Below are 23,522 nucleotides of genomic sequence, written 5' to 3' on the forward strand. Positions count from 1 at the left end.
AACTTACTGAAAAGGCTCAGGATCGCCTGCACCTTGGCGGATCACCTGGCTCTCGCCCTCTGACATGTCAATCACTGTGGTCGGGCTTTCCCCCAAATAACCGCCGTGAATGATGAGATCCACTTGATGCTCTAGCAAGTCGCGAATGGTTTCAGGGTCCGACTCCGCCAACTCATTGCCGGGCAAAATCAAACTGGTGGACATCAAGGGCTCACCCAGAGCCTCGAGCATCGCCAAGCAAATGGCATTGTCAGGGACGCGAATACCTATGGTTTTTCGCTTGGGATTTAGCAAGCGACGCGGCACCTCTTTGGTGCCCTTAAAAATAAAGGTGTAAGCCCCTGGGGTGTTGTTCTTCAGCAAACGAAATGCGGTGTTTTCTACTCGCGCGTACAAAGACAATTCTGACAAGTCGCGGCACATCAAAGTGAAGTTGTGGTCCTTGCTCAGCTGACGAATGCGAATGATACGGTCCAAGGCTGACTTATCGCCTAAGTGGCACCCAAGTGCATAGCCAGAATCGGTGGGATAAACCACCACACCGCCGTTGCGGATCAGCGCTGCCGCCTGATTCATCAAGCGCGTTTGTGGGGTTTCGGGATGGACGTAAAAAAACTGGCTCATAGTTCCTCCTGCCAGCGGGGCGATTGCCAGATCCAGCGACAACCGTCTGGGCGATACAAGTTCTTGCCTAAATCAACCCACTGACTTTCATGATGAAAATCACTACCTAGCGAGCAGTATAACTGGTATTGGGAAGCCAATGATAGTAACAAATCCCGCTCTGTGCTGCCTTGCTGAGACAACACCACTTCCATGCCATCGCCTCCGGCTTCACTAAATTCCACCAGAAGTTTTCGAAGCCATTTGGTAGACATGGAGTAGCGACTCGGATGAGCCAATACCGCCACGCCACCGGCGGCGTGGATAATGGCCACGGCTTCGGCAATACTGTGCCATTGGTTGGCGACATAAGCCTTGCCGCCTTTGGCAAGATAGCGTTTAAAAGCGGCATCCATACTGGCCACATGCCCTTTGGATACCAGCCAGCGCGCCATGTGACTGCGGCTGAAGCTGCCCTTGGCCAACGCCTTGGAACCCTCGTAAGCGCCTTCTAAGCCATTTTTTTCGAGCTTTTTGCAAATGGCTTCCGCGCGGGCATCGCGACGACGCTGCTGCTCAGATAAAAAGTCTTGCAGCCCCTGATGGGATTGGTCAAAAGCCAGACCCACCACATGAATGTCAAAACTATGCCACTTACAGGAAATTTCCACACCAGTGATTAAACGGGTGCGGCTGTTTTGCTCAACAATGGCTTGCTCTGCTGCCGCCAGCCCTGCGGTGGTGTCGTGATCGGTGATCGCCAACACGTCTATCTGACGGTTGCTGGCGCGCATTACCAATTCTTGGGGGGTTAGTTTGCCGTCCGAAGCTCGTGTGTGGCTATGGAGGTCAATTCGTAGGTTTTCCGAGGTCATTGTTGGGATTTTACCTGAGCCAATAAAAATAGCGAACTGAGGTTTGGCTCTTACTTGCAAGATTGTCAATTGACAGGCGCTAGGCAAAAATGCTCTAGTTACATCATCAACAGCTAAACGCACGATCAATAAACACGATCAAACAAAGAGAAATCGAGTAAATTACATGCAGTCAGTCACTTATATCGCCAACGGTAACTGGTGGTGGCACTTCCCAAACTCGCGGGTGGTGTGATTAAGGCTGCAACAAAATAGCTGCAAATCGTTTCAAAAAACCCGCTTCTCAGCGGGTTTTTTTAGTTTTTGCTTGAGCAAACCAAAATCAACACATAAGGTTCCATCAGTGAAACATGCAACAACTAATATTAAGAGTTATCAGCACTCTACACATTCATATTCTGAGCGCAGAGGAATAGCCGCATGAATGCTCCTGTTTCGGTCCCTGTCGAACGCCTGAGTCAGTCAGCTCCTTATGTGGACGATCCACTAAGCCAGTATCGCACCCTATGTCCCTCTCCTAGCCACACCATGCTGCTAGAGTCGGCAGAAATCGACAGCAAAGACCACCTCAAAAGTCTGATCATGGTCAAAGCCGCGCTGCAAATTCGCTGCGATGAAAATGGCATTCACTACCGCGCGCTTAGTGCCAATGGCGAGGCTTTGCTGCCCGCTATCGCCAAGCAATTTGCTCAGTTTGAGCCAACGCTGGATGCCGACGGCCTTACTCTGAATTTTCCAAAGGCCGATACCAGCCTTGACGAGGACGCGCGCCTTAAGGCCACCTCACCGCTGGACGGCTTACGCCAATTACTGGATTTACTGGTGCTTGATGAAGCCCATCGCGACTCATTGTTTTTAGGCGGCGCGTTGGGTTACGACTTAATTGAGCACGTAGAGCCGCTGCCAACTGTGCCCAATGGCGATAATCCTTGTCCGGATTACCTGTTTTACCTGGCCGAAGTATTACTCACCGTGGACCACCAAAGCGGTGTCAGCGAGCTTATTGGCTTGGTGATGGACGGTAACGACCAAGCTCGTGAGCAAGTAGCAGCCGAGATGTCTCAGGCTCACAAACGCTTGCGCGAATTACAGCAATCGTCAGTGGTGCCCGCGTCATTAGTGACCATTGAGCAACAAGCCCAAGAAAATATCAGCGATGCTGATTTTCGCGACTGTGTTAACGGCCTTAAAGAGCACATTGTCGCTGGCGATATTTTCCAGGTGGTGCCTTCTCGCAGCTTCTCACTGCCATGTCCAAACCCATTAGGGGCGTATCAAGCGTTGCGAGTATCGAACCCAAGCCCTTACATGTTCTACCTGCAAAGCGATGACTTTAGCTTGTTTGGGGCATCGCCCGAGAGTGCGCTTAAGTACGACAAAGCCAGCAATCAAGTCGAGGTTTACCCGATTGCCGGTACGCGAATTCGCGGCAAAGACGCGCAAGGTAATATTGACGCCGACTTGGACTCGCGTATTGAGCTTGAACTTCGTCTCGACCAAAAAGAACTGGCCGAGCACTTAATGCTAGTGGACTTGGCACGCAACGACGTGGCTCGAATCTCCCAAGCGGGTACTCGCAAAGTCGCCGAGCTTCTGAAGGTCGACCGCTATTCTCACGTGATGCACCTAGTTAGCCGAGTCACCGGACAGCTAAGAGACGATTTAGACGCGCTGCACGCCTACCAAGCCTGTATGAACATGGGCACCTTGGTCGGTGCTCCAAAAATTCGCGCCGCCCAGCTGGTGCGCGAGGTGGAAGGTGCGCGGCGAGGCAGTTATGGCGGCGCGGTCGGTTACGTTAACGGTCGAGGCGATATGGACACTTGTATTGTCATTCGCTCTGCCATGGTTCACCAAGGGCAAGCCCACGTACAAGCTGGGGCTGGGGTGGTTTACGACTCAGATCCTCAAAGCGAAGCGGATGAAACCCGCAACAAGGCCCAAGCGGTGATCAATGCCATTCGCGCAGGAGGCGGCCAATGAAACTCTACCTACTCGACAACTTCGACTCCTTTACCTACAACCTAGTCGACCAGTTCAGAAGCCTAGGCTTTGAAGTGCTGATTTTTCGAAACTCGGTGGATGCCAAGGCATTAGCCGAGCGCATTCTGGCGGAACCGCAGGCAGTACCTTTGGTGTTGTCCCCTGGCCCTGGCGCGCCACACGAAGCGGGCTGCATGATGGAGTTAATCGCACTTTTGGAAAACAAAGTGCCTATGCTGGGCATCTGCTTAGGCCATCAAGCCTTAGTGGAGCACTACGGCGGTAAAGTGGAGCGCGCCAAACAACTGATGCACGGCAAATCTAGCCCGACTCGCCATTCGGGTGAAGGTATTTTTGCCGACTTGGCTAATCCGCTGCCCGTCGCCCGTTACCACAGCCTCGTCGCGACTATCGTGCCCGACTGCTTAACGGTCACCGCAGAAACCGATGGCATGCCAATGGCGATTGAGCACAAGACACATCCAGCGGTGGGCTTTCAGTTTCACCCAGAATCCATTATGACCACCAAGGGCAGTCAGCTGTTGGTGCAAACCATACAACAACTCACAGGAGTTCGCGATTAATGCAAGCCTTGATAGACACCCTAATGCAAGGACAGGCGCTGACTCGAGCGCAAACAGCGCAGCTTTTTAGCGCTGTGGTGAAAGGCGAAGTTGAGCCAGTAGTGCTTAGCGCAGTATTAGTCGCCATGAAGCTACGCGGCGAGACCATCGACGAAATTGCCGGTGCTGCCGATGCGCTGCGCGCCGAGGCCAAGCCATTTCCCAAATGTGACTACCCGGTGGTAGATATTGTGGGTACCGGAGGCGATGGTCATCACACCATCAATGTCTCTACCACCTCCTCTATCGTGGCCGCTGCAGCAGGAGCGAAAGTCACCAAACATGGTAATCGCTCGGTATCGTCAAAATCTGGCTCTTCGGATTTGCTGACTCAGTTGGGCATCAACCTGACCATGTCACCAGAGACTGCCAAGCACTGCTTGGACGAGCACAACTTGACTTTCTTGTTTGCACCGCATTATCACGCCGGGGTTCGCCATGCGATGCCGGTGCGCCAAGCACTCAAGACCCGTACTTTGTTTAACATTCTTGGACCGCTGATTAACCCTGCTCATCCTCAAGTCATGTTGCTTGGGGTTTACCTGCCAGAATTAGTCGAGCCCATTGCCCAAGCCTTGGTGGCCTTAGGCGTCGAGAACGCGCTAGTGGTGCACGGTGAGGGGCTGGACGAATTGGCATTACACGGCACATCTAAGGCCCAAGAGATCCGTCAAGGCGCGCTGCAACCTGTGAGCGAGTTATCTCCGGCGGACTTTGGCTTAAGCGAAGCACCGCTGTCGGCCATTAAAGGCGGCACACCTGAAGAGAACCAAGCGATTACTCTTGCGATCCTGGAAGGCAAAGCGACTCAAGCCCAGACGGAAGCTGTGCTGATGAACGCCGGTGCGGCGCTAAAACTGGCAGGTTTAGCGGACAGCTACCAAGCCGGCGCCGAGTTAGCTCGCGAAGCCATTACATCAGGCGCTGCTATGCGCACCTTGCAGGGCTTTGCCCAAGCCAGCCAGCAGGAAGCTAATGCTAAGGAGGGCGCTAATGATTAAGGTGAGTGCTGAGATCCCAAGCGTACTGGCCAAAATTGTCGAAGACAAAGCCGAGCAACTAGACCGCCTGAAGCAAGAGTATCCGCGCGAATCGCTTAAGCCGCAAGTGTCTGAGCGCAGCTTGTACGACTCGCTTAAAGCCGACCCTGCCGGTTTTATTTTGGAATGTAAAAAAGCCAGCCCATCTAAAGGGCTGATTCGAGATGACTTTGACCCGCAGGCGATCGCCAAGATTTACGGCAAATATGCCGCCGGTATTTCGGTACTGACCGACGAGAAATACTTCCAAGGCCGCTTCGAGTTCTTGCCCATTGTTCGCGCCGAAGTGAACCAGCCGGTGCTTTGCAAAGATTTCTTTATCGACGAGTTTCAAATTGACTTAGCCGCCCACTTTGGCGCCGATGCGATTCTGCTGATGCTGTCGGTTCTTGATGATGAGCGCTACCAAGCCTTGGCCGAGCACGCCGCCCGTTATCAGCTGGATATTCTGACCGAGGTCAGTAACCCAGAAGAGCTCACGCGAGCCATTAACCTCAACGCCAAAATCGTTGGGATTAACAACCGCAACCTGCGCGACTTGTCGACGGACCTACAACGCACGGTTGAGCTGGTACCAAGCATTCCAAAAGATCGAGTGATCATCAGCGAGTCAGGCATATACACCAACGACCAAGTGCGCGAGCTAGCGCCACTGGTCAATGGTTTCTTGGTAGGTAGCTCGATAATGGCTCAAGACGACTTGGATCAAGCCTGCCGCCAGCTAATCTTCGGTGAAGTAAAAATCTGTGGCCTAGACCGCCCTGAGTCGGCGATTGCCGCTGAGACCGCTGGTGCCTTATACGGTGGAATGATTTTCTATCCCAAATCGCCGCGCCATTTAAGCCTTGAAGCTGCAAAGGCGATTCGCGGATCGGCCAACTTGCGCTTTGTGGGTGTGTTCGTTAACGCCGAGGTTGAGCAAATGGTGGAGTACGCTAATGAGCTTGGGCTGTTTGCGATTCAGTTGCACGGTCAAGAAGACGAGCAAACCATTATTAAGCTTAAAGAAGCCTTGCCGCAGTGCCAGATTTGGCAAGCTATCGCCCCGCAGGAACAAGCTTCAGAGCATGCCGACCGCCGCCTGTTGGATGTCAAAACTCAGACTCAGCCCGGTGGCAGTGGTCAAACGCTAGACTGGCAATCAGAGCAAGTTCAAGGCCAACGCCCAGCAATGCTAGCTGGCGGCTTAACCCCAGAGAACGTCAATCAAGCGATTGCCGCTGGCTTTAATCAGCTGGACATCAACTCTGGAGTGGAAAGCGCCAAAGCTCAAAAATGCTCGACTAAAATTCAAACGGTAATGCGCCAAATTCGACAGTATTAAAGGTTAACTATGTCAAAACTAGACCCTTATTTCGGCCCCTATGGTGGCCAGTTTGTTGCCCAGATCCTTATTCCGGCGCTGGATCAGCTCGAGCAGGCGTTTATCGATGCTCAGCAAGATCCTGAGTTTGCCAAAGAGTTCACTCACTTACTGACCGAATACGCTGGCCGCCCGACCGCCCTGACCTTGTGTCGCAATATCTCGCCAAACCCAAAGGTGAAGATTTACCTAAAGCGTGAAGACCTGTTGCACGGCGGTGCCCATAAGACCAACCAGGTATTGGGCCAGGCTTTATTAGCCAAGCGCATGGGCAAAACCGAAATCATTGCCGAAACCGGCGCCGGACAACACGGTGTGGCATCCGCTTTGATCTGTGCCCTACTGGGTCTGAAATGTCGTGTGTACATGGGCGTAAAAGACGTTGAACGTCAATCGCCAAACGTGTTCCGAATGCGTTTAATGGGCGCCGAAGTGATTCCTGTAGACTCGGGCTCCGGCACTCTAAAAGACGCCTGTAACGAAGCCCTTCGCGATTGGTCGGCCAACTACGACAAAGCCCACTACTTGCTGGGAACAGCTGCAGGCCCTCACCCATTCCCAACCATTGTGCGTGAATTCCAACGCATCATTGGCGAAGAAACCAAGGCACAATTGCTTGAGCGCGAAGGCCGACTGCCCGACAAAGTGATTGCTTGTGTTGGCGGTGGTTCCAACGCCATTGGCATGTTTGCCGATTTCATCGACGAAGAATCAGTGGAGCTGATTGGCGTCGAGCCTGCGGGTAAAGGCATCGATACCGACCAACACGGCGCACCTTTGCGCCACGGCGAAACCGGTATTTTCTTTGGAATGAAATCGCCACTGATGCAAGACAGCGATGGGCAAATCGAAGAATCCTATTCGGTATCCGCCGGGTTAGACTTCCCATCAGTAGGTCCGCAACACGCCTATCTCAATAGCATTGGCCGCGCTCGCTACGAGTCGATCACCGACGATGAAGCGCTGCAATGCTTCCAGGACTTGGCTCGCCACGAAGGCATTATTCCAGCCCTTGAATCGGCTCACGCGTTGGCGTGGGCTATCAAGGAAGCTGAGCAACAAACCGAAGAGTGCATCATGGTGGTCAACCTATCTGGCCGTGGTGACAAAGACATCTTTACTGTATACGACATTCTAAAAGAACAAGGAGCCGTGTCATGAGCCAGTCATGCCGCTATCAAGCATTATTCGAGCGACTCGACGCGGTCAACCAAGGCGCCTTTGTCCCTTTTGTGACCTTGGGTGACCCAGATAAGGCCACCAGCTTAGCCGCCATTCAAGCACTAATCGACGGCGGTGCCGATGCCTTGGAACTCGGTTTCCCATTTAGCGACCCTGCCGCTGACGGTCCGGTGATCCAAGCGGCTAATGTGCGTGCGTTGGACTCAGGCATGAAGGTCGAAGATTGCTTCGACATGCTTAGCCAAATTCGCCAGGCCAACCCAGAAATTCCAGTGGGTTTGCTGGTCTACGCCAATCTGGTATACCGCAAAGGCGTGGAGAACTTCTATCAGGCATGTAGCGATGCCGGTGTGGATTCGGTTTTAATTGCCGATGTACCAGTGCATGAGAGTCAGGAGTTTCTTGATGCCTCAGCACGCTTCGGCGTTAGCCCAATTTTCATCGCGCCACCGAATGCCGATGAAGCGACATTGGCCAAAGTCGCCGAGCAGAGCCAGGGGTATACCTACCTGGTGTCTCGCGCAGGGGTAACCGGTACCGAAACCCAAGCAGGCATGCCAGTGACCACTCAGCTAGACACGTTGGCCAAGTACAATGCGCCACCGGCGATCCTCGGTTTTGGCATCAGCCAGCCAGAACAGGTAAAATCGGCGATTCAAGGCGGCGCTGCCGGTGCAATTGCCGGCTCAGCGACGGTGAAGCTGATTCAGCAGCACAAGGATGACAAGGCGCAAATGGCCGCCGCGCTGAGTGCTTTTGCCAAAGATATGAAAGCGGCAACCCAGAAATAGGGTTGCCACTTTGGCTCACTTTAACCCCAATCACTTTTGAATTTAGACGTATCAGAATGAAACAATTATTAGATTTCTTGCCACTGCTGGTGTTCTTTGCGGTGTACAAGTTTTACGACATTTACATGGCCACCGGCGCCCTGATCGCCGCGACCGCCGTGCAATTGGTCGTGAGTTACCTGCTGTACAAAAAAATCGAAAAGATGCACCTGTTTACCTTTGCCTTAGTCGCAGTTTTTGGCAGTTTAACCATGGTGTTGCAAGACGAAGCCTTCATCAAGTGGAAAGTGACCGTGGTTTACGGCTTGTTTGCGATTGCACTGCTAGTGGGCGAGATCATCAAAAAGCCAATCATTAAGTCCATGCTGGGCAATGAGCTGCCTGTACCAGAGCCAATTTGGAAGCGAGTATCTTGGGCTTGGATTGGCTTTTTCAGTTTCTGTGGTGCACTCAACGTATACGTGGCTTTCAGCCTACCGCTAGAAACCTGGGTTAACTTCAAAGTGTTTGGTCTGATGGGGCTAACTCTGGCTTTTACCGTTTTGACCGTGGTGTATCTGTTTAAGCACCTGCCGGAAGATAAGAAAAAGGAACTCAAATAATGTGGTACATGATTAGCGCTACCGACGTTGAAAACAGTTTAGAGAAACGCCTGGCGGCGCGTCCTGCTCACCTAGAGCGTCTAAAAACGCTAAACAACCAAGGGCGTTTACTGATAGCCGGCCCGCACCCAGCCATCGATAGCGAAGCGCCGGGCGAAGCCGGTTTTAGTGGCTCTCTGGTCGTGGCAGAATTTGAGTCGCTAGAAGACGCTCAAGCCTGGGCCGATGCCGACCCTTATATTGACGCCGGCGTTTACCAAAGCGTTATCGTTAAGCCTTATCTCAAGGTGTTGCCATAAGTGTTCAGCCGATGGCACAAAGTGCCTCAGCATTGCGCTGGGGCACGTTGGCGGCTATCACCGCCACGCTAATTTGGTCGGGCAACTTACTAATTGCCCGCTTTCTTCACGCCGACATTCCCCCCGTGGCACTGGCAACCTACCGTTGGATCATTGCTACTCTAGCCTTACTGCCCATTGCGTGGCCCATGCTGTTTAAGCAGCGTCGAGAAGTCGCCCGTCACTGGCGCTTTTTGTTGCCCTTGTCCCTACTAGGCGTCAGCGGCTTCAACACTTTTATCTATATCGCCAGTGAGCACGCCAGTGCGCTTAAAATGGCGCTAATGGCCATTAGCTTTCCGCTGTTTACCCTGATATTCAGTCGCATCCGCTACGGGACTCTGATTCGCCCACTGCAAATCTGGGGATTGTGTTTGGTGTTAATCGCTGCAACCGCGCTGATTTTTGACGGTGATTGGAGCAAAGCGCTATCGCTTGAATGGCACAACAGTGACGCCTGGATGATAACCGCCGCAGTGAGCTTTGCGATTTACAGCATGATGCTGCCCTACCAACCTAATTCGCTACACCCGCTAACCACGCTGTTAGCCACCTTCATTATTGGCACCCTCTGCCTGCTGCCACTCTTTTTGATAGAAGGATTATCCGTTCCTGAGTATCAAATAACCCCACAAGCCTGGGCCAGTATCGCCTACATTGGTGTGTTTGCCTCGTTAGTTGCTTACTGGCTGTGGAATCAGGCAGTTGCTCAAATTGGCGCTCTGCAAGCGGGCTTTTGCTACTACCTTTTGCCTGTGTTTGCCGGAGTACTGGGTGCGCTGTGGCTAGACGAGCCGTTGGGATGGTTTCACGGACTTTGCGCACTGACCATGGTGATTGGTCTAGGCCTAATCCAATGGCGCAACCGTCGCGATTAACTGACGCGCATAACCCCTTAGCAGCCCAGCCAAACTGGGGTATGATAGCGAGCTACTCTAACAATAATCCGCCAGGGAATTTCTATGAAACTGGTCAGCTTTAACATTAATGGGCTGCGTGCGCGCCTGCATCAGCTACAAGCGCTTATCGACAAACACTCGCCAGACGTTATCGGTCTACAAGAAACCAAGGTTCACGACGAAGCCTTTCCGCTAGAAGCGGTCCAAGAGATGGGTTACCACGTGGAGTACCACGGCGGCAAAGCCCACTATGGTGTAGCCATTTTATCGAAGCAAAAGCCCGTGCACGTGCAAAAGGGATTCCCTACCGACGAGGAAGATGCTCAACGTCGTTTAATTGAGTGTCGCTTTGCGCAGCCAAACGGCCGTGTGCTTACCGTTATAAACGGCTACTTCCCACAAGGCGAGAATATTGCCCACGAAACCAAATTCCCAGCTAAGCAAAAGTTCTACGCGGATCTGCAAAACTACCTAAACGCCGAGCACTCCCCTGAGAGTGACTTGGTGGTGATGGGCGACATCAATATCTCACCCGTGGATTTGGACATTGGTATTGGCGAAGTCAACGCTAAACGCTGGCTAAAGACTGGTAAGTGCAGCTTCCAGCCAATCGAGCGCGAATGGTTAGCGACCCTAAAATCTTGGGGCTTAGAAGATAGCTTTCGCCACCTCACCCCAAACGCAAGTGAGCGTTATTCGTGGTTTGACTACCGCTCCAAGGGCTTTAACGATAACCGCGGCCTGCGTATCGACGTGATTTTGGCCACCGCATCTTTGTTGCCTCGTGCTACTGAGTCTGATGTAGACTATGAGCTTCGCGGTATTGAGAAGCCATCGGACCACGCGCCGATTTGGACGACTTTTAGCGACTAGCTAATACGAAAAAGAGCGGCACTGGCCGCTCTTTTTTTGCTACCTGGACATTCCCGCGCAACATCTTCATTCTCGCGAAAGCGGTAATCTAGCCAACTACGACCGGCGCGAAACGGCCAATACCCACGCTCGTCATTCTCGCGAAAGCGGGAATCTAGCCAAAGGCGACCGGCACCAAACGGCCAACACCCGCGCCCGTCATTGCCGCGAAGGCGGTAATCTAGCCAGCGGCGAATAGCAGCAAGCGGCCAATACCCACGCCCGTCATTTCCGCGAAAGCGGAAATCTAGCCAACCGCGACCGGCACAGAACGGCCAAAAGCGGCCACTCAAAAGTCTAATAAATCTGAATAGGCGAAAAAACCTCCTACACTGGAGACTTTCGAAATTTCGAATCGTTCTTGGTGCAGCCTAGGAGAGAATCAAGCCCTTAGTAAAGACCTAGAACCAAAAATTTACTCCGAATAGCGCTTTGTCATCTGGACGATTACCTATTGCTAGACCGCCATCTGATGTATGGGTAAAACGAACAAATGGAGTCAAACCACTGTCAGTGTTCAGGTCCGCTTGAATCCATTGACTTGTCCAGAAGCGGCGGTTTTGACGGGCGGCCAGTACATCGTTGTCTTGACGGTGGAATAAGGCATCGTAGCTCAGCACAATCCGACCAAAATCATAGCCAATACCTAGGCGACCACGCTGTACATCGTCGAACTTGATGTTTAAGCCGCGGAAAGCATTCATTGGCTCAGCTAATTCGACCCGCTTATCGCCACTTGTATAGCGATACTCTGCACGAACGAATGCCTTGCCAAACATGGTATAAGTAGCACGGACTTGTATACGATCTTTGTTCTGAGCTCCATTAACTCCAGCGATGTACGCAAGCTGAGGAGAGATTGTAAGTCCATCGGTTAGAACGTCCTTAAAGTTATAACCCAATCCGAACTGATGGTAGCCAATTTCACTGTTGGTTTCGTAATAAGTATAAGCATTGCCAATCGACGTACCTATATTTAACTCCGCTGGGAGAAAGTCTTTATCTCCTTGGGCACATGCTCCGCTGCAGGTAAGAAAACATAGCAGAATCGACTTAGACATATTATTCATACTTTACAAACTCGGTGCTTTAATTAAGGTGAAAGGAAATAAAAGCGAAAACGACAGTTTAATAGTTCGGGCTAACCGTTGAACAAGCAACTAATGTATCGGATTCGGCGAGCTGGAAAAATGCTATTTCAGAAATCACGGTTTAAAGTACGCTGGTTCAGCAATATTAGAACTTTGAGAAAGGGAAAAACTATCGCTAAATAGTGTTGGACAATGCCGTACTAAAAGTACGGGAAAGCATGTTGAATATTGGTAAAGCTCCGCATAGAGTTTAGAGGATAAAGCAGATCTTGTGACACGTCAGGAACTAGGAGGCTGATAAATATGAAAAAACACTACCAATCATTGCGACCAGATACTTTCGTCAGGTCTTATTAGGGAAGCCTTCATTAAATGTATAAAAAACAGCTGTTTACTGATCGCTCCGAGCTCACTGAGTACTTTAATCAAGCTCACGAGGGCCGGTTCGATATCATTCAATTGTCTCCAGAGCCACTAAAGTGTTTGTGTGAGGAGTTATTGCTAAATCAGATTCAATTATACTGGACTAGAATCTATCACCCTGTTATTTGGAGCTTCCAGCCCAACCGCGCAGATTTGCGCCTGAACTTGGTTACAACCCACACCGACGAATTCACACTCTGGGGAAACCTTTTTGACCAGCAAACTATTGTTACACAGGGTAATACCGAACCGACTGAAGGCTACCAGAACGGTATCACTCAACATCTACAATTGGTGTTAGCCGAAGATTTTGCTAACACTATCGGGTTGCCTACCGGCCGAAATTTCTGCCTAAGAGGCCTGCCTATCGATCGGATACACCGTCTGACGGCAATCTGCGACAACGCCAAAAACCAGTTAGAAGAACTCGCTCAGAGTGACAAAACTATGTTGCTACACCTTGGGGACTATTGGAATCGAGTGCTAACCCGCGAGCTGCAAGAAACTTTATGTCAGGTTATTGAAAACCCAGAAGTCAGTATTGACGAATTAACACCGACGAAGCCTTTTCAAACCGTGCAAGAGTTACAAAAACTATTTGGCACTACGTTACACGAAGAATCCGTACAAGTATCTGACTTAGCAGAACGTATAGGAGTAACAGAGCGAACGATTTACAGTGCATTTAAAGCCAGTTTCGGTGTAGGCCCACGTCAAATAATCGAGATTCTTAGGCTGCATGAGTTTAGAAAACGTTTATTAGAAGCAGATCCCAACCGTCAAACAGTTACCGAAATTGCATTCGACCTTGGTTTTTTCGAGATAGGCCGCATCGCACAAAAGTATAAAAAACAATTTGGTGAGCTACCTAAAAATACTCTTAAGAAATAATTCGATAAGCCAACTCTTAAAATAAGTACGCCCCTGCACTATAAGCCAAGGATTTTGCAAATCTAGTCACTACCATCACTAAAGGATAAGATCTGAGCTTTACTCATTCGATAACTGGCTTTCGCCCTATCCGTTTCAACCTCTTCAATTTGCATTACACCAACAATCCAAATCGGATCAATATACCATTGCATTGGCAGAGCTTTTTCGGGCTCTACATATACAATTTGATTTGGTGGCGGAGGTGGTTCGTGTCCACACGACTCCGCGCCAGGAACCAGTATAAATGCCGTGATTTGCTCATCGTCTCCTACTACAGGCACGAGATAACCTGGCAGTTTGACCATTTTACCATCTAGTTCACCTACGGTGCGTAACAGCGGCTCGTCAACCGGTTGAGGAGCAAACTCTTGCCCTTCGTGTTCAACAGGTTGTTTCATAACCATACGTGTAAAAACTAAGTCTTCCTTAGGCACCAAATCATCCCAGCTAAGCGTAGTCGCGGCATTCGCCGAGGTAGATACTAACGAAAAAAATAGGATTACCTTCATAAACTTAGTCAACATATATCGTATCCTCTACATCTGTTAATTTAGTACCAACAAGGTACGCTCAATAAGCCAGTAACTGGATGAAATCCCCATAGTGTAGATAACGAAAATGTTGGCGCGTTGAAACAAACGCTTATTGTCTGCGGTTTCCAATAGCTGTCTCATTGCATAGACACCAAGTAAAACAACGGCGACAAACATAAGCTGCCCCAACTCTACCCCTACATTGAAAAACAATAGCGCAAGAGGTATTTCGGTTTGAGGAAGTCCAATATCTAACAATGCGCCGGCAAAACCCAAGCCATGGAGTAAGCCAAAAGCGAAGGCTACATGCCAAGGAGCGTGAAACGTGAGGCCTCGTTGGCCTCGCTTCGAATAAACAATTTCACAGCATAGAAATACTATCGATAATGCGATTGCGGCCTCAACCGGTTCGCTAGGTAAAGACAGATAACCAAATGTCGCTAACCCTAGGGTTATGCTGTGCGCTACTGTGAAAGCGGTTATCGTTTTTACCAGTTTACGGCCTCCGCTCACGACAAAAAGCAAAGCTAATACAAATAGCAGATGGTCTAGACCCTGGAGAATATGGCTGATACCTAGACTTGTATAGCGCTGTGCGCCTTGTACCCAAGTACCAGAACCTGCTGAATATTCTGCAAAATCAATAGTAATAACGTCATCTTTGCGCTTACTCAAAGCGGTTACCGCCTCTCTGCCATGCCAGTACACAGTCAACATTGCACCTTCACGCTCCCACGGGAGGACAAGCTCATCTCCACTCGTTAATCTTTGCTCACACGCAAAATGATACCGAATCTGACTATTACCTCGTTCCCCCGCTGAATCGCCTTTATATTCACAGGCTGAAGGTAGAATAGGCGTATGAATGTATGGCTGATACTCCCCAGGTACTTTTACGATTAGCTGATACTCGCCTTGCTCACCTAATTCAATAAGATCAGAATTATCAATACCTAAAGTATGAGCGTTGGCAACTTGGCTAATAATTGTTGATAGTCCAACAATCAAGAATTTGTACCATTTATTCATCTGTTACTCCATTGTCACGAGTAACTTGCAGTTCGATTCGATAATTGGGACGGATCTCCTGCAACGCTTGCTCCAGGAGGCGTTCGTTTTCCGCATTAACCCAAAAGGTTTCAACCCAAGGTTTAACTTGCTCGAAGCTTGGCATCGATGCTTCGCGACGTGCAGTTACTTTGAAAAAATGAGTCGAACCATAGCTCGATAGAATAGGTCCATACCAATTGTCATCTTCGCTTTCTAGAATCGCTGTTGCCACGGTTTGGTCGAAATGATTTAGCAGATTCGATTCATCTAAATAGCGCATCACCGGTGCGTTGTGACTGTCAAAGTCGCCAACACGAGTATGGTCAAAGCCGCTTCTTAGCTCACCTAATAGACCATCAGGTACACTTTCAGGTTTATTAAACTGTATATGTTCAATGTCCACTGTTGCCTGGTTAACAAACAACTTGGGATTGTCCTCGAAGAACTCTACTAGCTGTGATTCTGATGGAGATTGCATGCCACCAGATATAAAGTAACGCATATTCTGAAGCAACAACTCCCGCACCTTGCTGTTACTTACATAACCACGATTGATAGCCTCTTGAAACAGTACCTCTTCATCGACAAAGGCATTAAGAGCAACCTCCCGTTCCTTTTCTGATAACGGAGCTAGTTGGCGGCTTTGGGCGCTGGCAATAATTTGGGCTTGACGAGAAGCATCAACCAAGATGAGCTGCCTATTATCATTATCTACCCAACTGTGTGCAGCAAACAGTCCGGCAGCAGCCAACAAAAAGTGCACCAAAGGCTCGCGACTGAGACGACCGAATAAACTTTTGGGTTGACTAGACAAAGTTGAGTCCAATGTATCAGTCATGGAATTACTCCTCGCGTTGAGTGCTGCACGTAGGTGAAGGCTATATTCACTGGAATGTGAGGTAAAGCGCCCCTTACGGGGCGATTTTATGGACCCTATTTTTGAGGATTGTAAGCATGATCCTGTCGTTGAGGATCAAGGTACATTGGATCTTTTATACCTTTTTTCTTGGCTGCCATACCGGCGAATAAACTACGCATAATGCGATCCAATAATATTCCACTCGTTTGGTGAGCATCATCCAATAAAGGGTTGTACTCGTTGAATTCCGCTCCTACTAATTCAGTTCCCGCTCCAAGTACTCGCACCATATGCATCGCTTCCTGAGAAGTTAGGCCTCCTGGCTCCTGTGTGCCAACAGCAGGAGCTGCTGACGCATCGACCACATCTAAGTCGAACGACAAGAATACCTTTTTGCCTTTGGTTTCTTCGAGTACGCGTTTAATGACATTCTCCCAACCTTTCTGATCAACTTCAGCTTGGAAATGGAACTTAAAATTGTTGTCTTTCATGTATTGTAGGTCGCCCTTACTTGGGCCAAAGCTACGCAAACCAATCTGGATGACATCCTCTCCCTTGATTAGGCCATAATCCACTGCCCTCGCAATCATTGAACCATTGTGGACATAGCGTCCCATACCTGCGGTTAACGCATCGTAGTGAGCGTCGAAATGAACTAGCGCCACATTGCCTTTGCCGTACTTTTTGACTAACGCAGTTAACATGCCATACATCTGAATGTGACTACCACCGATCGCGAGAGGCATGACGTCTGCATCTAAAACTTCGCTCGCGACAACATGAATTTCTTCAAGGCTTTTTTCGCTGTGCCCGTAGTGTGCGTTTACGTTGCCGTAATCTGCCACGCTGATCAAAGGAAAGTATGCGATGCCATTCATCTGATCTGTGGCGGAGCCTACCGTTGTGTAATCAATTAAAGAGCGCATTTTGTTTGCGGCGTATGAACCACCGCCGATAAAGTTGTCGTCCATGGTTAATCCAAATGCTGCAACATCTGGCTTTCCGGCTTTCAGGTCTTCTGTATTAAAGGCCATAGGCGCCCCAAAAAATGTTGGGAAAGCACTTTTGCCATTCAAAGCGGCAACATAACGCTGTGGATTAATTAAACCTGGCTCGCGTTTCGGATCCTTTGAGGTATCTCGGCGCAATACAAAAACATCCTCTGTCCCGTCCATGTTGACGTTAATTACGCTGTTATTTTCAGGATCTTTCCAAGGCATCCATTCAGGTGGCACGCCCTCGGGGTAAGTCGATGGGCCTTTAGGAGTTGGTTCTACATCACCCGCCTCAAAACCCGCAGCCAACACATTCAAGCTAATACTGGCGGCAAACGTGGTAATCAATAGCTTCTTAACACCTTTACTCATTAGATATCTCCAAAATTATTAGAGTTTCACTGGTAACGAAAACATACCGGTCATTGATTTGCGCTTGATTTTAGTTTAGATATTACTAACTATAAAAAACATTAGGTTCGTCAAAGACGAACAATTGACGGAGCAACTTGCGAGCACATGTTTAGCTTAGAACAGATGAAAGCACTGGTAGAGACCTATGAATCAGGCACTATGATAGAAGCTGCCAGAAGAATGGGAAAAAGTAAAAGCAGTCTCAGTGTGATTTTGAGTAATCTCGAAGTCGACCTTGGACTACAGGTATTTGACCGCAGTCGCCGCCAGCTGCAACTCACCGATTCGGGGAAACGTTTGTATGAAAAAGGCAAAGTGTTGCTTCGCCAGGCAGAACAAATTAACCAATTTTCTATGGCTGTAGCGGGTGGAGTAGAACAGCAGCTGCGCATAGGTTTGCAAAGCGAACTCACTTTGCAAGACTTTGCTCGGGAGTTTCAAGCTTTGAACACCTCATTCCCACATACCAGACTCATTTTTATCCGAGACTCAGATCAGAGGTTAGAAGCTGGATTAGCTAACCGCGAGATGGATATGCTTATACGCCGGATGGTCGAAGGAGTTCCTCAGAATTTTGAGTTTTTTAATATCGGAAGCTGTGAATCCATACTGGTATGTGCACCGGACCACGAACTCAATAACAAGACAGATATTTCTTTTGAGGACTTGCTACCGTTTCCACAGATTCACTTGGTAACTAATGGAACAAATACTGACCTGTTGAAAGGTGCTGGTGAACGAATTGAAGTCCAACGTTTACTTGACCAAGTACAGCTGATAGAGCTGGGAATGGGTTGGGGGTTTGTATCTCGCAGTATTGCAGAAGAGAAAATTAATCAAGGGACGCTCGTGCCTTTTTTTCCAGATTTTACCTGTACCGGTAACGCTATATTCATGATTGAGGCACTATGTAACAGCCGCGATTCACTGGGACCCGCCCAGCGTTTTCTAATTGAACAACTTAAGCGTCGAATATAGTTAACACGTTAACAATCATGAAAAATTGAACAGCACAAAAGTCCTTCGCAACGATAATCTTTGGAGGCCGTATATTCGCCGTAGACCGATCACTTTTGGGCCTAACTCCGAAATACGTACTAACAACGAATTTATGCGCAAGTCTTGATAATACGCTTCGCGAGCTGAATGAAAAAAGCTGTGGGTAAACAGAGAATCCTCCACAATTTTTGTCGACAGTTGAGCGGCAGCTTTGGGCCAGGCTTAGCCTCATCATGCCTTCCCAGGCTGCTAGATGCGACCATCGTGAAATAGTAGTAATTCTGAGCTTGCGAGCACGCAACTTAGGATTATGTCCTGTGCTCGCTTTCAAGACAACGAGCTATAGGAGCCACCTAATTCCAGTTAATATCGAAGTTACTTAGCTGGAACAAATGACTATTTCCACATCCTTCGTAGCTAATCTCTACCCAGGCCTTGTTAAAGTTCTCACGGCCTAAATAAACACCAGCTTCAACAAGATTTCTAGCTAGATCTTTCTCCTGCTTTACATTGACAACAAGTGCCGTATCCATTGTCTCTTCTTCTTGCAAGATTAGGGCGGTATTTTCCACATGAGCCCCGTCTAGCTGAGCAGGGTAAGTAAAGACTAAAACATGGATACCATCGACGTTTGCGTGTTTCACTTCAAACCATTCATTTACACTGGAACTGTCCTCAAAACGTGGATTTCCCTCAAGATCTTTTGCAAGTGCTTCTGTATCTAGGCAGGACGAGCTAGATGCATAAAGAGGAATAAGAGAAACGATCAAAGCTAATATTTTCATCTAAAAAGTTTACTCATCGAGTGTTGATTGCAGCTTTGAGCCAAGCGAAGCCTCGTTCAGTTGCGGCGGTTCCGCCAGCCAAGATTTAACCATCGTCGTTACTTAGATATTTAATAATCCCTAAACCTTCTAGCTCTTTGTAGAGCTTCACTCTAGCCTGGATTAGCTCAATCTCTTTGACTAGCGATTCACGGATGGTGTTGAGCTGCGATTGTTCAGGGGTCAGTGCTAATTGGGCATCAACGTCTTTAAGCTGATTCTCTAAGTAGTCAATTCGGCTGTCCGCTATTCGATAGTATCCATCATTCGGGACTATGCTTTGGGCACCGGGGCTTACGCAAAGAAGTGTAACGATTAGGATTAATAGGAATCGCAAGTAAACCTCCTTTTCACTTGGCTTAGTTAACCTAACGATTTTTCAATGTAGCTTCAATTCAAAGGGCTTTTGCAATTAGCTGAGGAGCCATTTTAGAGACTAAGACTTAACGGCAGCTAAGGGCCAAGCTAAGCCTCAGCATGTCATCCCAGCCTAGAACAGGCGACCACAGGCCATCTGTAGCCCATAGCAACGAGCTAGATTCCCACCCAAGCTAGGTATGACAAAGGTATTCTGAGCACGCTAGAAAGCCAGTTACGTAAAGCTATGGCTGCTCACTGTTCTGCATTGCATCTTCTTAACCTTTCTAGTGAACCGTGGCGCATTAATTAATACATAGCTTTTAGTTGTTTAAATTCGCAAGAACCAAACGAAAATCAGACAACCATCCCATTTCCCCTGTCAGGTGGAACCAGTAATCAAACCCGACCCTCATTTTCGATCACTGCTGATAGTAGCTGGAATAGTTATTGCTCCAGCGCAACGTTTCACTTTTTCTGCTTGCATATGATTCGTTCAGGTCAAATTGAATTGACCCATATAAAAACAACGACAAACTAACATGCAGGAGCAGTAGATGTCCTTAAAAAGAAAAACAGTCCTCGCCACTATGTTAAGCGCAGTATTCGCGCTTGGCGCATGTAGTGATGGTAAAGATGGCGCCCAAGGTCCACAAGGCCCTGAAGGTCCACAAGGCCCGCAAGGTCCTGAAGCACCAAAACCACCTCTTGTCATTTCCTCAGCTCAAGCTCAAGTGCTTGAGTGGTCCTATGGCGACGGCACTGTTAACGTTACCTTCGCGCTTCAAAACCAAGATGGCGAAAACATTGAAACGTTAGATCGCGTTCAATTGATGTCTACGGTCACCGATGAAAACGGCATGTTGGCGAATACTATCGACGTGACGTATCAAGTCGGTTCAGATACATCTGTGGGCACTCTAGAGCACACAGGGGATGGTGTGTACAGCCTAGTAATGCCACAAGAGGGCGTCAGTGCTGATTCAACAGGGATTGGTTACGTACGTCCAGGTTGGAAAAAAGCGAGTGACGGCATTCCCCGCACCAAGCGCATTATGTTCAACGAGTCTGACAACCTAGCCAAAGTTCAAACCACAGATGATGCCAAATGCGTTGCTTGTCACGGTGAGTTTGATGCGGCCTCTGGCAACTCGACATGGGGTTGGCACCAACATCACCACGGTTTAGATAATGACCAAAACGTGGTTATTGTAGAAGCCTGTTCGGTATGTCACACCGATGTTCAAAAAGAGAATGGCGGCTGGGCCAACAATACCCTGGCTATGTTTGGCCACGGTAAAAAGTTCGATGCTGACAATGGCATGGCGTATTCAGGCCATTCGGCCCTATGGAGCAACTACTCCATGGACATGAAACGCTGCTCGACCTGTCACATGGACGACGTGGTGTTTACCGCTACCATTAACGGTTGTGCGACCTGCCACACCAGTCTACAAGACCCAGATAACGGTCTTGCGGTTGACCACAGTGGCTTTACTGATGCGAACTGTACTGCGTGTCACAACGCTGATGGCGGATTCTACTATGACCACAGCAATGGAAAAGCTCGTGACGAAGCGCTAAATCGTTATGACTTTGAAGTGTTGTCTGTTGCTCGCAGCGACGACAAAGCCAACATCTTGGTAACTGTAAAAGCAACCGATGCCGATGGCAACGCTGTTGATGTGACTGCTATTGACCCAACGGACGCGACCCCTCGCGGTTGGGCTACCGTAATGAAAAACGGTGAAGCTATGCTTCCTGGCCGTGACGCAGGCCATGTAGCTCGCTCTACTGGCGTTGTTGCAGGTAGTGAAGCTGATACCTTCGTATACACCATAGAACACGCGCTGCCTTATATGGATGGCGAGGTACTACTTGGCGGTGTTGACGGACGTGTATACCACAATAAAGACGGTGAAAAACCCCGCGCTCCTATCACCGCTTCTAACGTTAAAGACGTTCGTCGCACCAGCTCAGATGGCCTGAAGTGTCTGAACTGCCATACCGAAGGACTTGACGGTCACGGTTCGCAACGTGGTGGCTTCGACTTAGGCGGGGACGCTTGTGTTCAATGTCACAGCGCTTACAACTGGGAGCATGATAAACAAGGCCAAGACCACCCAATGGCGTGGGGTCCACTGGTTCATAACATGCACTTTGGTGCGTATAACGAAGAGCGTGGCTTAGGCAATATGCCAACCGTAGACCGCAACAAGAAAGTAGAGTGTGTTGCTTGTCATACTGGAGATATTGACCTAGCTAACGTAGCTCCGGCACTAGTGCTAAATGGCATGGACCAAGATACCGTTTACGGTGTCACTCCAATTGCTGCCAATTGTGCCAGCTGCCACACAACCGCAGCTGCCAAAGCGCATATGGAGCAAAGCGGCGGTGACTTCAACGTTATGGTAACCCCAGCGGGAAGTCATATTGGTGAAGACGGTAGTAGCTTCAATGTATTTGACCCCGAGCCAATCGTCGAGTCTTGCTCTGTGTGTCACAGCCCTGCAAAAATGGCTGAATACCACAGTTACTAATATGCGAAAAAAAGGGCGTATTATCCCTGCAAACCAAACGTGCCCTTTTAATCGCAAAGATTAGACAATGAAAACGCCTTCAACGACTAATTCTAGTCAGTGAAGCGCCATAGAAAGGCTGAGTCGAATAGCGACTCGGCCTTTTTCTTACCTGATACGGAATGCACCTCGTCCTCTCACAGCGAGCATAGGGCTTTCCGCCGTCTAAAGTTTGCGCTTTACAGTTGAGAGAAGCCGTTTTTGGTTGGGTAATATTTGTCTGCTCGGATAATGGAGTGACCGCTTAGGGCCAAGCTAAGCCAAATAAAATGTGCTCACTCTTGAGGCTAAGAACCGAACTACTATCGCGAAATCCAATAATCAGCAATTACAAAGGGAAGGAACATGACAACCAACGTAATTACAAATCGGCCAGAAAGACGAAAACGTTTTAGTCTAGTTTCCGCGATTGCGTCACCTGTAACCCATCTAAATCGTTCATCATTGTTTTTCCAGGAAAACTTGTAAAAACTGATACTGGAAGCGCCTTCGGGTATGAAAAACACTCCATGAGGCTTTCCAAAAGAGATCCACTGCTCTTGATGATGCCGGTATAACCGCTTTAACAAAGCATCGTAGTGCAGCAGATTCACAAGTAGCGCCACTATTGTGCAGATAACATATGCACCTACCAGCATCATGCCTCCAAAAATTAGTTCCCAAAAACTCGGCCCAATATTCTTTGAAAAAGCGGGAAGAAACGCATTCTACGCCTACTACTTTCGTGTGACCGCTTAGGGCCAAGCGAAGTCTCATCATGCGATCTTCGACACGCAAATTTTGGCCGAAGCGGCCTTTCAAGCTAGGAAATAGCTTCATCTACCGACGGGATAGAGCCTACTTCATATGGGCCTGATACTCCCAACATTAGTTTTAGGTGGAAGCCTTCTTAGCTCGAATACCCCATATTGCTAGGTATAAGAAAAATGCAATGAAAGATAGCCGTTTTATAATGTTCAAATAAAACATGCTCGGGTCTTCGGCTACAGTATATTCAGTTCCTCTAAGTAGAATATATTGATTAGCTAGATCTTCATTTACTCCAAACGCAATGTACGCAGCAGCTATAGCACCGAGCATTTTTAAAGAATACGCTGGCACTGCTGAGAGCTCGAATGTTATTAGCTTAATTTTGTTCATTGAATTCTCGAAAATTATGCTCGCTAGTTGGACGTCAGCTTAGGGCCAAGGGTAGTCTTCGCACTCTAAGAAAAGCGGCTACTCAAAGTAATCGTCCAATGCAGACTTGAGCTT

Annotated in this window: 22 protein-coding genes; 13 read left to right on the forward strand and 9 right to left on the reverse strand. The window is 48.9% G+C overall.

Going from position 1 to position 23,522, the window contains the following annotated elements; translation table 11 throughout:
* Positions 1-3: 3 nt before the first annotated feature.
* The gene (locus CLC93_RS12390; RefSeq protein WP_095506283.1) at positions 4-624 is read right to left on the reverse strand and encodes an L-threonylcarbamoyladenylate synthase; all 621 of its coding nucleotides are present in this window, start codon (positions 622-624) and stop codon (positions 4-6) included.
* A complete protein-coding gene (gene rnm / locus CLC93_RS12395; RefSeq protein ID WP_095506319.1) occupies positions 621-1,478 on the reverse strand; it encodes an RNase RNM in 858 nt (285 codons plus the stop codon). Before rnm ends, CLC93_RS12390 begins: the two co-directional genes overlap by 4 nt.
* Before the next feature lie 420 nt (positions 1,479-1,898).
* On the opposite strand from rnm, the gene CLC93_RS12400 reads away from it, so the two are divergent.
* From CLC93_RS12400 to xthA, 10 genes are all read left to right on the forward strand, one after another.
* Positions 1,899-3,461, forward strand: a complete 1,563-nt coding sequence (locus tag CLC93_RS12400; protein ID WP_095506284.1) for an anthranilate synthase component 1 — start codon at positions 1,899-1,901, stop codon at positions 3,459-3,461.
* Positions 3,458-4,045, forward strand: a complete 588-nt coding sequence (locus CLC93_RS12405; RefSeq protein WP_095506285.1) for an aminodeoxychorismate/anthranilate synthase component II — start codon at positions 3,458-3,460, stop codon at positions 4,043-4,045. The genes CLC93_RS12400 and CLC93_RS12405 overlap by 4 nt, the downstream gene beginning before the upstream one ends.
* Positions 4,045-5,085 carry an anthranilate phosphoribosyltransferase gene (gene trpD, locus CLC93_RS12410; RefSeq protein ID WP_095506286.1) on the forward strand — a complete coding sequence of 347 codons (1,041 nt, stop codon included), beginning with the start codon at positions 4,045-4,047 and terminating at the stop codon, positions 5,083-5,085. The genes CLC93_RS12405 and trpD overlap by 1 nt, the downstream gene beginning before the upstream one ends.
* Positions 5,078-6,448, forward strand: coding sequence for a bifunctional indole-3-glycerol-phosphate synthase TrpC/phosphoribosylanthranilate isomerase TrpF (gene trpCF / locus CLC93_RS12415; protein WP_245837157.1), 1,371 nt, complete (start codon positions 5,078-5,080; stop codon positions 6,446-6,448). Before trpD ends, trpCF begins: the two co-directional genes overlap by 8 nt.
* Before the next feature lie 9 nt (positions 6,449-6,457).
* The gene (gene trpB / locus CLC93_RS12420) at positions 6,458-7,648 is read left to right on the forward strand and encodes a tryptophan synthase subunit beta (protein WP_095506288.1); all 1,191 of its coding nucleotides are present in this window, start codon (positions 6,458-6,460) and stop codon (positions 7,646-7,648) included.
* Entirely contained in the window at positions 7,645-8,460 is an 816-nt protein-coding gene (gene trpA / locus CLC93_RS12425; RefSeq protein ID WP_095506289.1) for a tryptophan synthase subunit alpha, read from the forward strand. The genes trpB and trpA overlap by 4 nt, the downstream gene beginning before the upstream one ends.
* A gap of 56 nt (positions 8,461-8,516) precedes the next feature.
* On the forward strand, positions 8,517-9,062 hold the full coding sequence (locus CLC93_RS12430) for a septation protein A (RefSeq protein ID WP_095506290.1): 546 nt from the start codon (positions 8,517-8,519) through the stop codon (positions 9,060-9,062).
* Positions 9,062-9,361 carry a YciI family protein gene (locus CLC93_RS12435; RefSeq protein WP_095506291.1) on the forward strand — a complete coding sequence of 100 codons (300 nt, stop codon included), beginning with the start codon at positions 9,062-9,064 and terminating at the stop codon, positions 9,359-9,361. Before CLC93_RS12430 ends, CLC93_RS12435 begins: the two co-directional genes overlap by 1 nt.
* An 11-nt stretch (positions 9,362-9,372) precedes the next feature.
* Positions 9,373-10,278 carry a DMT family transporter gene (locus CLC93_RS12440; RefSeq protein ID WP_095506292.1) on the forward strand — a complete coding sequence of 302 codons (906 nt, stop codon included), beginning with the start codon at positions 9,373-9,375 and terminating at the stop codon, positions 10,276-10,278.
* A gap of 84 nt (positions 10,279-10,362) precedes the next feature.
* Positions 10,363-11,172 carry an exodeoxyribonuclease III gene (xthA, locus tag CLC93_RS12445; RefSeq protein ID WP_095506293.1) on the forward strand — a complete coding sequence of 270 codons (810 nt, stop codon included), beginning with the start codon at positions 10,363-10,365 and terminating at the stop codon, positions 11,170-11,172.
* 440 nt (positions 11,173-11,612) lie between these two features.
* Here the strand turns inward: xthA and CLC93_RS12455 are convergent, their stop codons facing one another.
* Positions 11,613-12,272: a hypothetical protein gene (locus CLC93_RS12455; protein ID WP_095506295.1), complete on the reverse strand. Its 660-nt coding sequence runs from the start codon at positions 12,270-12,272 to the stop codon at positions 11,613-11,615.
* Positions 12,273-12,674: 402 nt separating this feature from the next.
* Here CLC93_RS12455 and CLC93_RS12460 point away from each other — a divergent pair, with 402 nt between their 5' ends.
* On the forward strand, positions 12,675-13,616 hold the full coding sequence (locus CLC93_RS12460) for a helix-turn-helix domain-containing protein (RefSeq protein ID WP_095506296.1): 942 nt from the start codon (positions 12,675-12,677) through the stop codon (positions 13,614-13,616).
* A 62-nt stretch (positions 13,617-13,678) separates the two neighbouring features.
* On the opposite strand, the gene CLC93_RS12465 is transcribed toward CLC93_RS12460, so the two are convergent.
* The 4 genes from CLC93_RS12465 to CLC93_RS12480 all read right to left on the reverse strand — a co-directional run bounded on the left by CLC93_RS12465 (position 13,679) and on the right by CLC93_RS12480 (position 17,467).
* Positions 13,679-14,182, reverse strand: coding sequence for a DUF3299 domain-containing protein (locus tag CLC93_RS12465; protein WP_095506297.1), 504 nt, complete (start codon positions 14,180-14,182; stop codon positions 13,679-13,681).
* A 21-nt stretch (positions 14,183-14,203) separates the two neighbouring features.
* Positions 14,204-15,220: a HupE/UreJ family protein gene (locus CLC93_RS12470; protein WP_095506298.1), complete on the reverse strand. Its 1,017-nt coding sequence runs from the start codon at positions 15,218-15,220 to the stop codon at positions 14,204-14,206.
* Positions 15,213-16,079 carry a peptidyl-prolyl cis-trans isomerase gene (locus tag CLC93_RS12475; RefSeq protein WP_095506299.1) on the reverse strand — a complete coding sequence of 289 codons (867 nt, stop codon included), beginning with the start codon at positions 16,077-16,079 and terminating at the stop codon, positions 15,213-15,215. The genes CLC93_RS12470 and CLC93_RS12475 overlap by 8 nt, the downstream gene beginning before the upstream one ends.
* A 95-nt stretch (positions 16,080-16,174) precedes the next feature.
* A complete protein-coding gene (locus tag CLC93_RS12480) occupies positions 16,175-17,467 on the reverse strand; it encodes an arginase family protein (protein WP_095506300.1) in 1,293 nt (430 codons plus the stop codon).
* Positions 17,468-17,614: 147 nt separating this feature from the next.
* Between CLC93_RS12480 and CLC93_RS12485 the strand changes: the two genes are divergently transcribed.
* Positions 17,615-18,487, forward strand: a complete 873-nt coding sequence (locus CLC93_RS12485; protein ID WP_095506301.1) for a LysR family transcriptional regulator — start codon at positions 17,615-17,617, stop codon at positions 18,485-18,487.
* Positions 18,488-18,861: 374 nt separating this feature from the next.
* Here the strand turns inward: CLC93_RS12485 and CLC93_RS12490 are convergent, their stop codons facing one another.
* Entirely contained in the window at positions 18,862-19,293 is a 432-nt protein-coding gene (locus CLC93_RS12490) for a hypothetical protein (protein ID WP_095506302.1), read from the reverse strand.
* An 85-nt stretch (positions 19,294-19,378) separates the two neighbouring features.
* Positions 19,379-19,669: a hypothetical protein gene (locus CLC93_RS12495; RefSeq protein WP_095506303.1), complete on the reverse strand. Its 291-nt coding sequence runs from the start codon at positions 19,667-19,669 to the stop codon at positions 19,379-19,381.
* Between the two features lie 577 nt (positions 19,670-20,246).
* On the opposite strand from CLC93_RS12495, the gene CLC93_RS12500 reads away from it, so the two are divergent.
* On the forward strand, positions 20,247-22,229 hold the full coding sequence (locus tag CLC93_RS12500; protein ID WP_141237396.1) for a multiheme c-type cytochrome: 1,983 nt from the start codon (positions 20,247-20,249) through the stop codon (positions 22,227-22,229).
* The last annotated feature ends 1,293 nt before the right edge of the window (positions 22,230-23,522 follow it).

The organism is Paraferrimonas sedimenticola, from assembly GCF_002282855.1.
In the GTDB taxonomy this organism is placed as follows: domain Bacteria; phylum Pseudomonadota; class Gammaproteobacteria; order Enterobacterales; family Shewanellaceae; genus Paraferrimonas; species Paraferrimonas sedimenticola.

Coding starts and splice junctions, on each gene's coding strand:
- CLC93_RS12390 (WP_095506283.1), bottom strand. CDS start 624: ATGAGCCAGTTTTTTTACGTCCATCCCGAAACCCCACAAACGCGCTTG.
- rnm (WP_095506319.1), bottom strand. CDS start 1,478: ATGACCTCGGAAAACCTACGAATTGACCTCCATAGCCACACACGAGCT.
- CLC93_RS12400 (WP_095506284.1), top strand. CDS start 1,899: ATGAATGCTCCTGTTTCGGTCCCTGTCGAACGCCTGAGTCAGTCAGCT.
- CLC93_RS12405 (WP_095506285.1), top strand. CDS start 3,458: ATGAAACTCTACCTACTCGACAACTTCGACTCCTTTACCTACAACCTA.
- trpD (WP_095506286.1), top strand. CDS start 4,045: ATGCAAGCCTTGATAGACACCCTAATGCAAGGACAGGCGCTGACTCGA.
- trpCF (WP_245837157.1), top strand. CDS start 5,078: ATGATTAAGGTGAGTGCTGAGATCCCAAGCGTACTGGCCAAAATTGTC.
- trpB (WP_095506288.1), top strand. CDS start 6,458: ATGTCAAAACTAGACCCTTATTTCGGCCCCTATGGTGGCCAGTTTGTT.
- trpA (WP_095506289.1), top strand. CDS start 7,645: ATGAGCCAGTCATGCCGCTATCAAGCATTATTCGAGCGACTCGACGCG.
- CLC93_RS12430 (WP_095506290.1), top strand. CDS start 8,517: ATGAAACAATTATTAGATTTCTTGCCACTGCTGGTGTTCTTTGCGGTG.
- CLC93_RS12435 (WP_095506291.1), top strand. CDS start 9,062: ATGTGGTACATGATTAGCGCTACCGACGTTGAAAACAGTTTAGAGAAA.
- CLC93_RS12440 (WP_095506292.1), top strand. CDS start 9,373: ATGGCACAAAGTGCCTCAGCATTGCGCTGGGGCACGTTGGCGGCTATC.
- xthA (WP_095506293.1), top strand. CDS start 10,363: ATGAAACTGGTCAGCTTTAACATTAATGGGCTGCGTGCGCGCCTGCAT.
- CLC93_RS12455 (WP_095506295.1), bottom strand. CDS start 12,272: ATGTCTAAGTCGATTCTGCTATGTTTTCTTACCTGCAGCGGAGCATGT.
- CLC93_RS12460 (WP_095506296.1), top strand. CDS start 12,675: ATGTATAAAAAACAGCTGTTTACTGATCGCTCCGAGCTCACTGAGTAC.
- CLC93_RS12465 (WP_095506297.1), bottom strand. CDS start 14,182: ATGTTGACTAAGTTTATGAAGGTAATCCTATTTTTTTCGTTAGTATCT.
- CLC93_RS12470 (WP_095506298.1), bottom strand. CDS start 15,220: ATGAATAAATGGTACAAATTCTTGATTGTTGGACTATCAACAATTATT.
- CLC93_RS12475 (WP_095506299.1), bottom strand. CDS start 16,079: ATGACTGATACATTGGACTCAACTTTGTCTAGTCAACCCAAAAGTTTA.
- CLC93_RS12480 (WP_095506300.1), bottom strand. CDS start 17,467: ATGAGTAAAGGTGTTAAGAAGCTATTGATTACCACGTTTGCCGCCAGT.
- CLC93_RS12485 (WP_095506301.1), top strand. CDS start 17,615: ATGTTTAGCTTAGAACAGATGAAAGCACTGGTAGAGACCTATGAATCA.
- CLC93_RS12490 (WP_095506302.1), bottom strand. CDS start 19,293: ATGAAAATATTAGCTTTGATCGTTTCTCTTATTCCTCTTTATGCATCT.
- CLC93_RS12500 (WP_141237396.1), top strand. CDS start 20,247: ATGTCCTTAAAAAGAAAAACAGTCCTCGCCACTATGTTAAGCGCAGTA.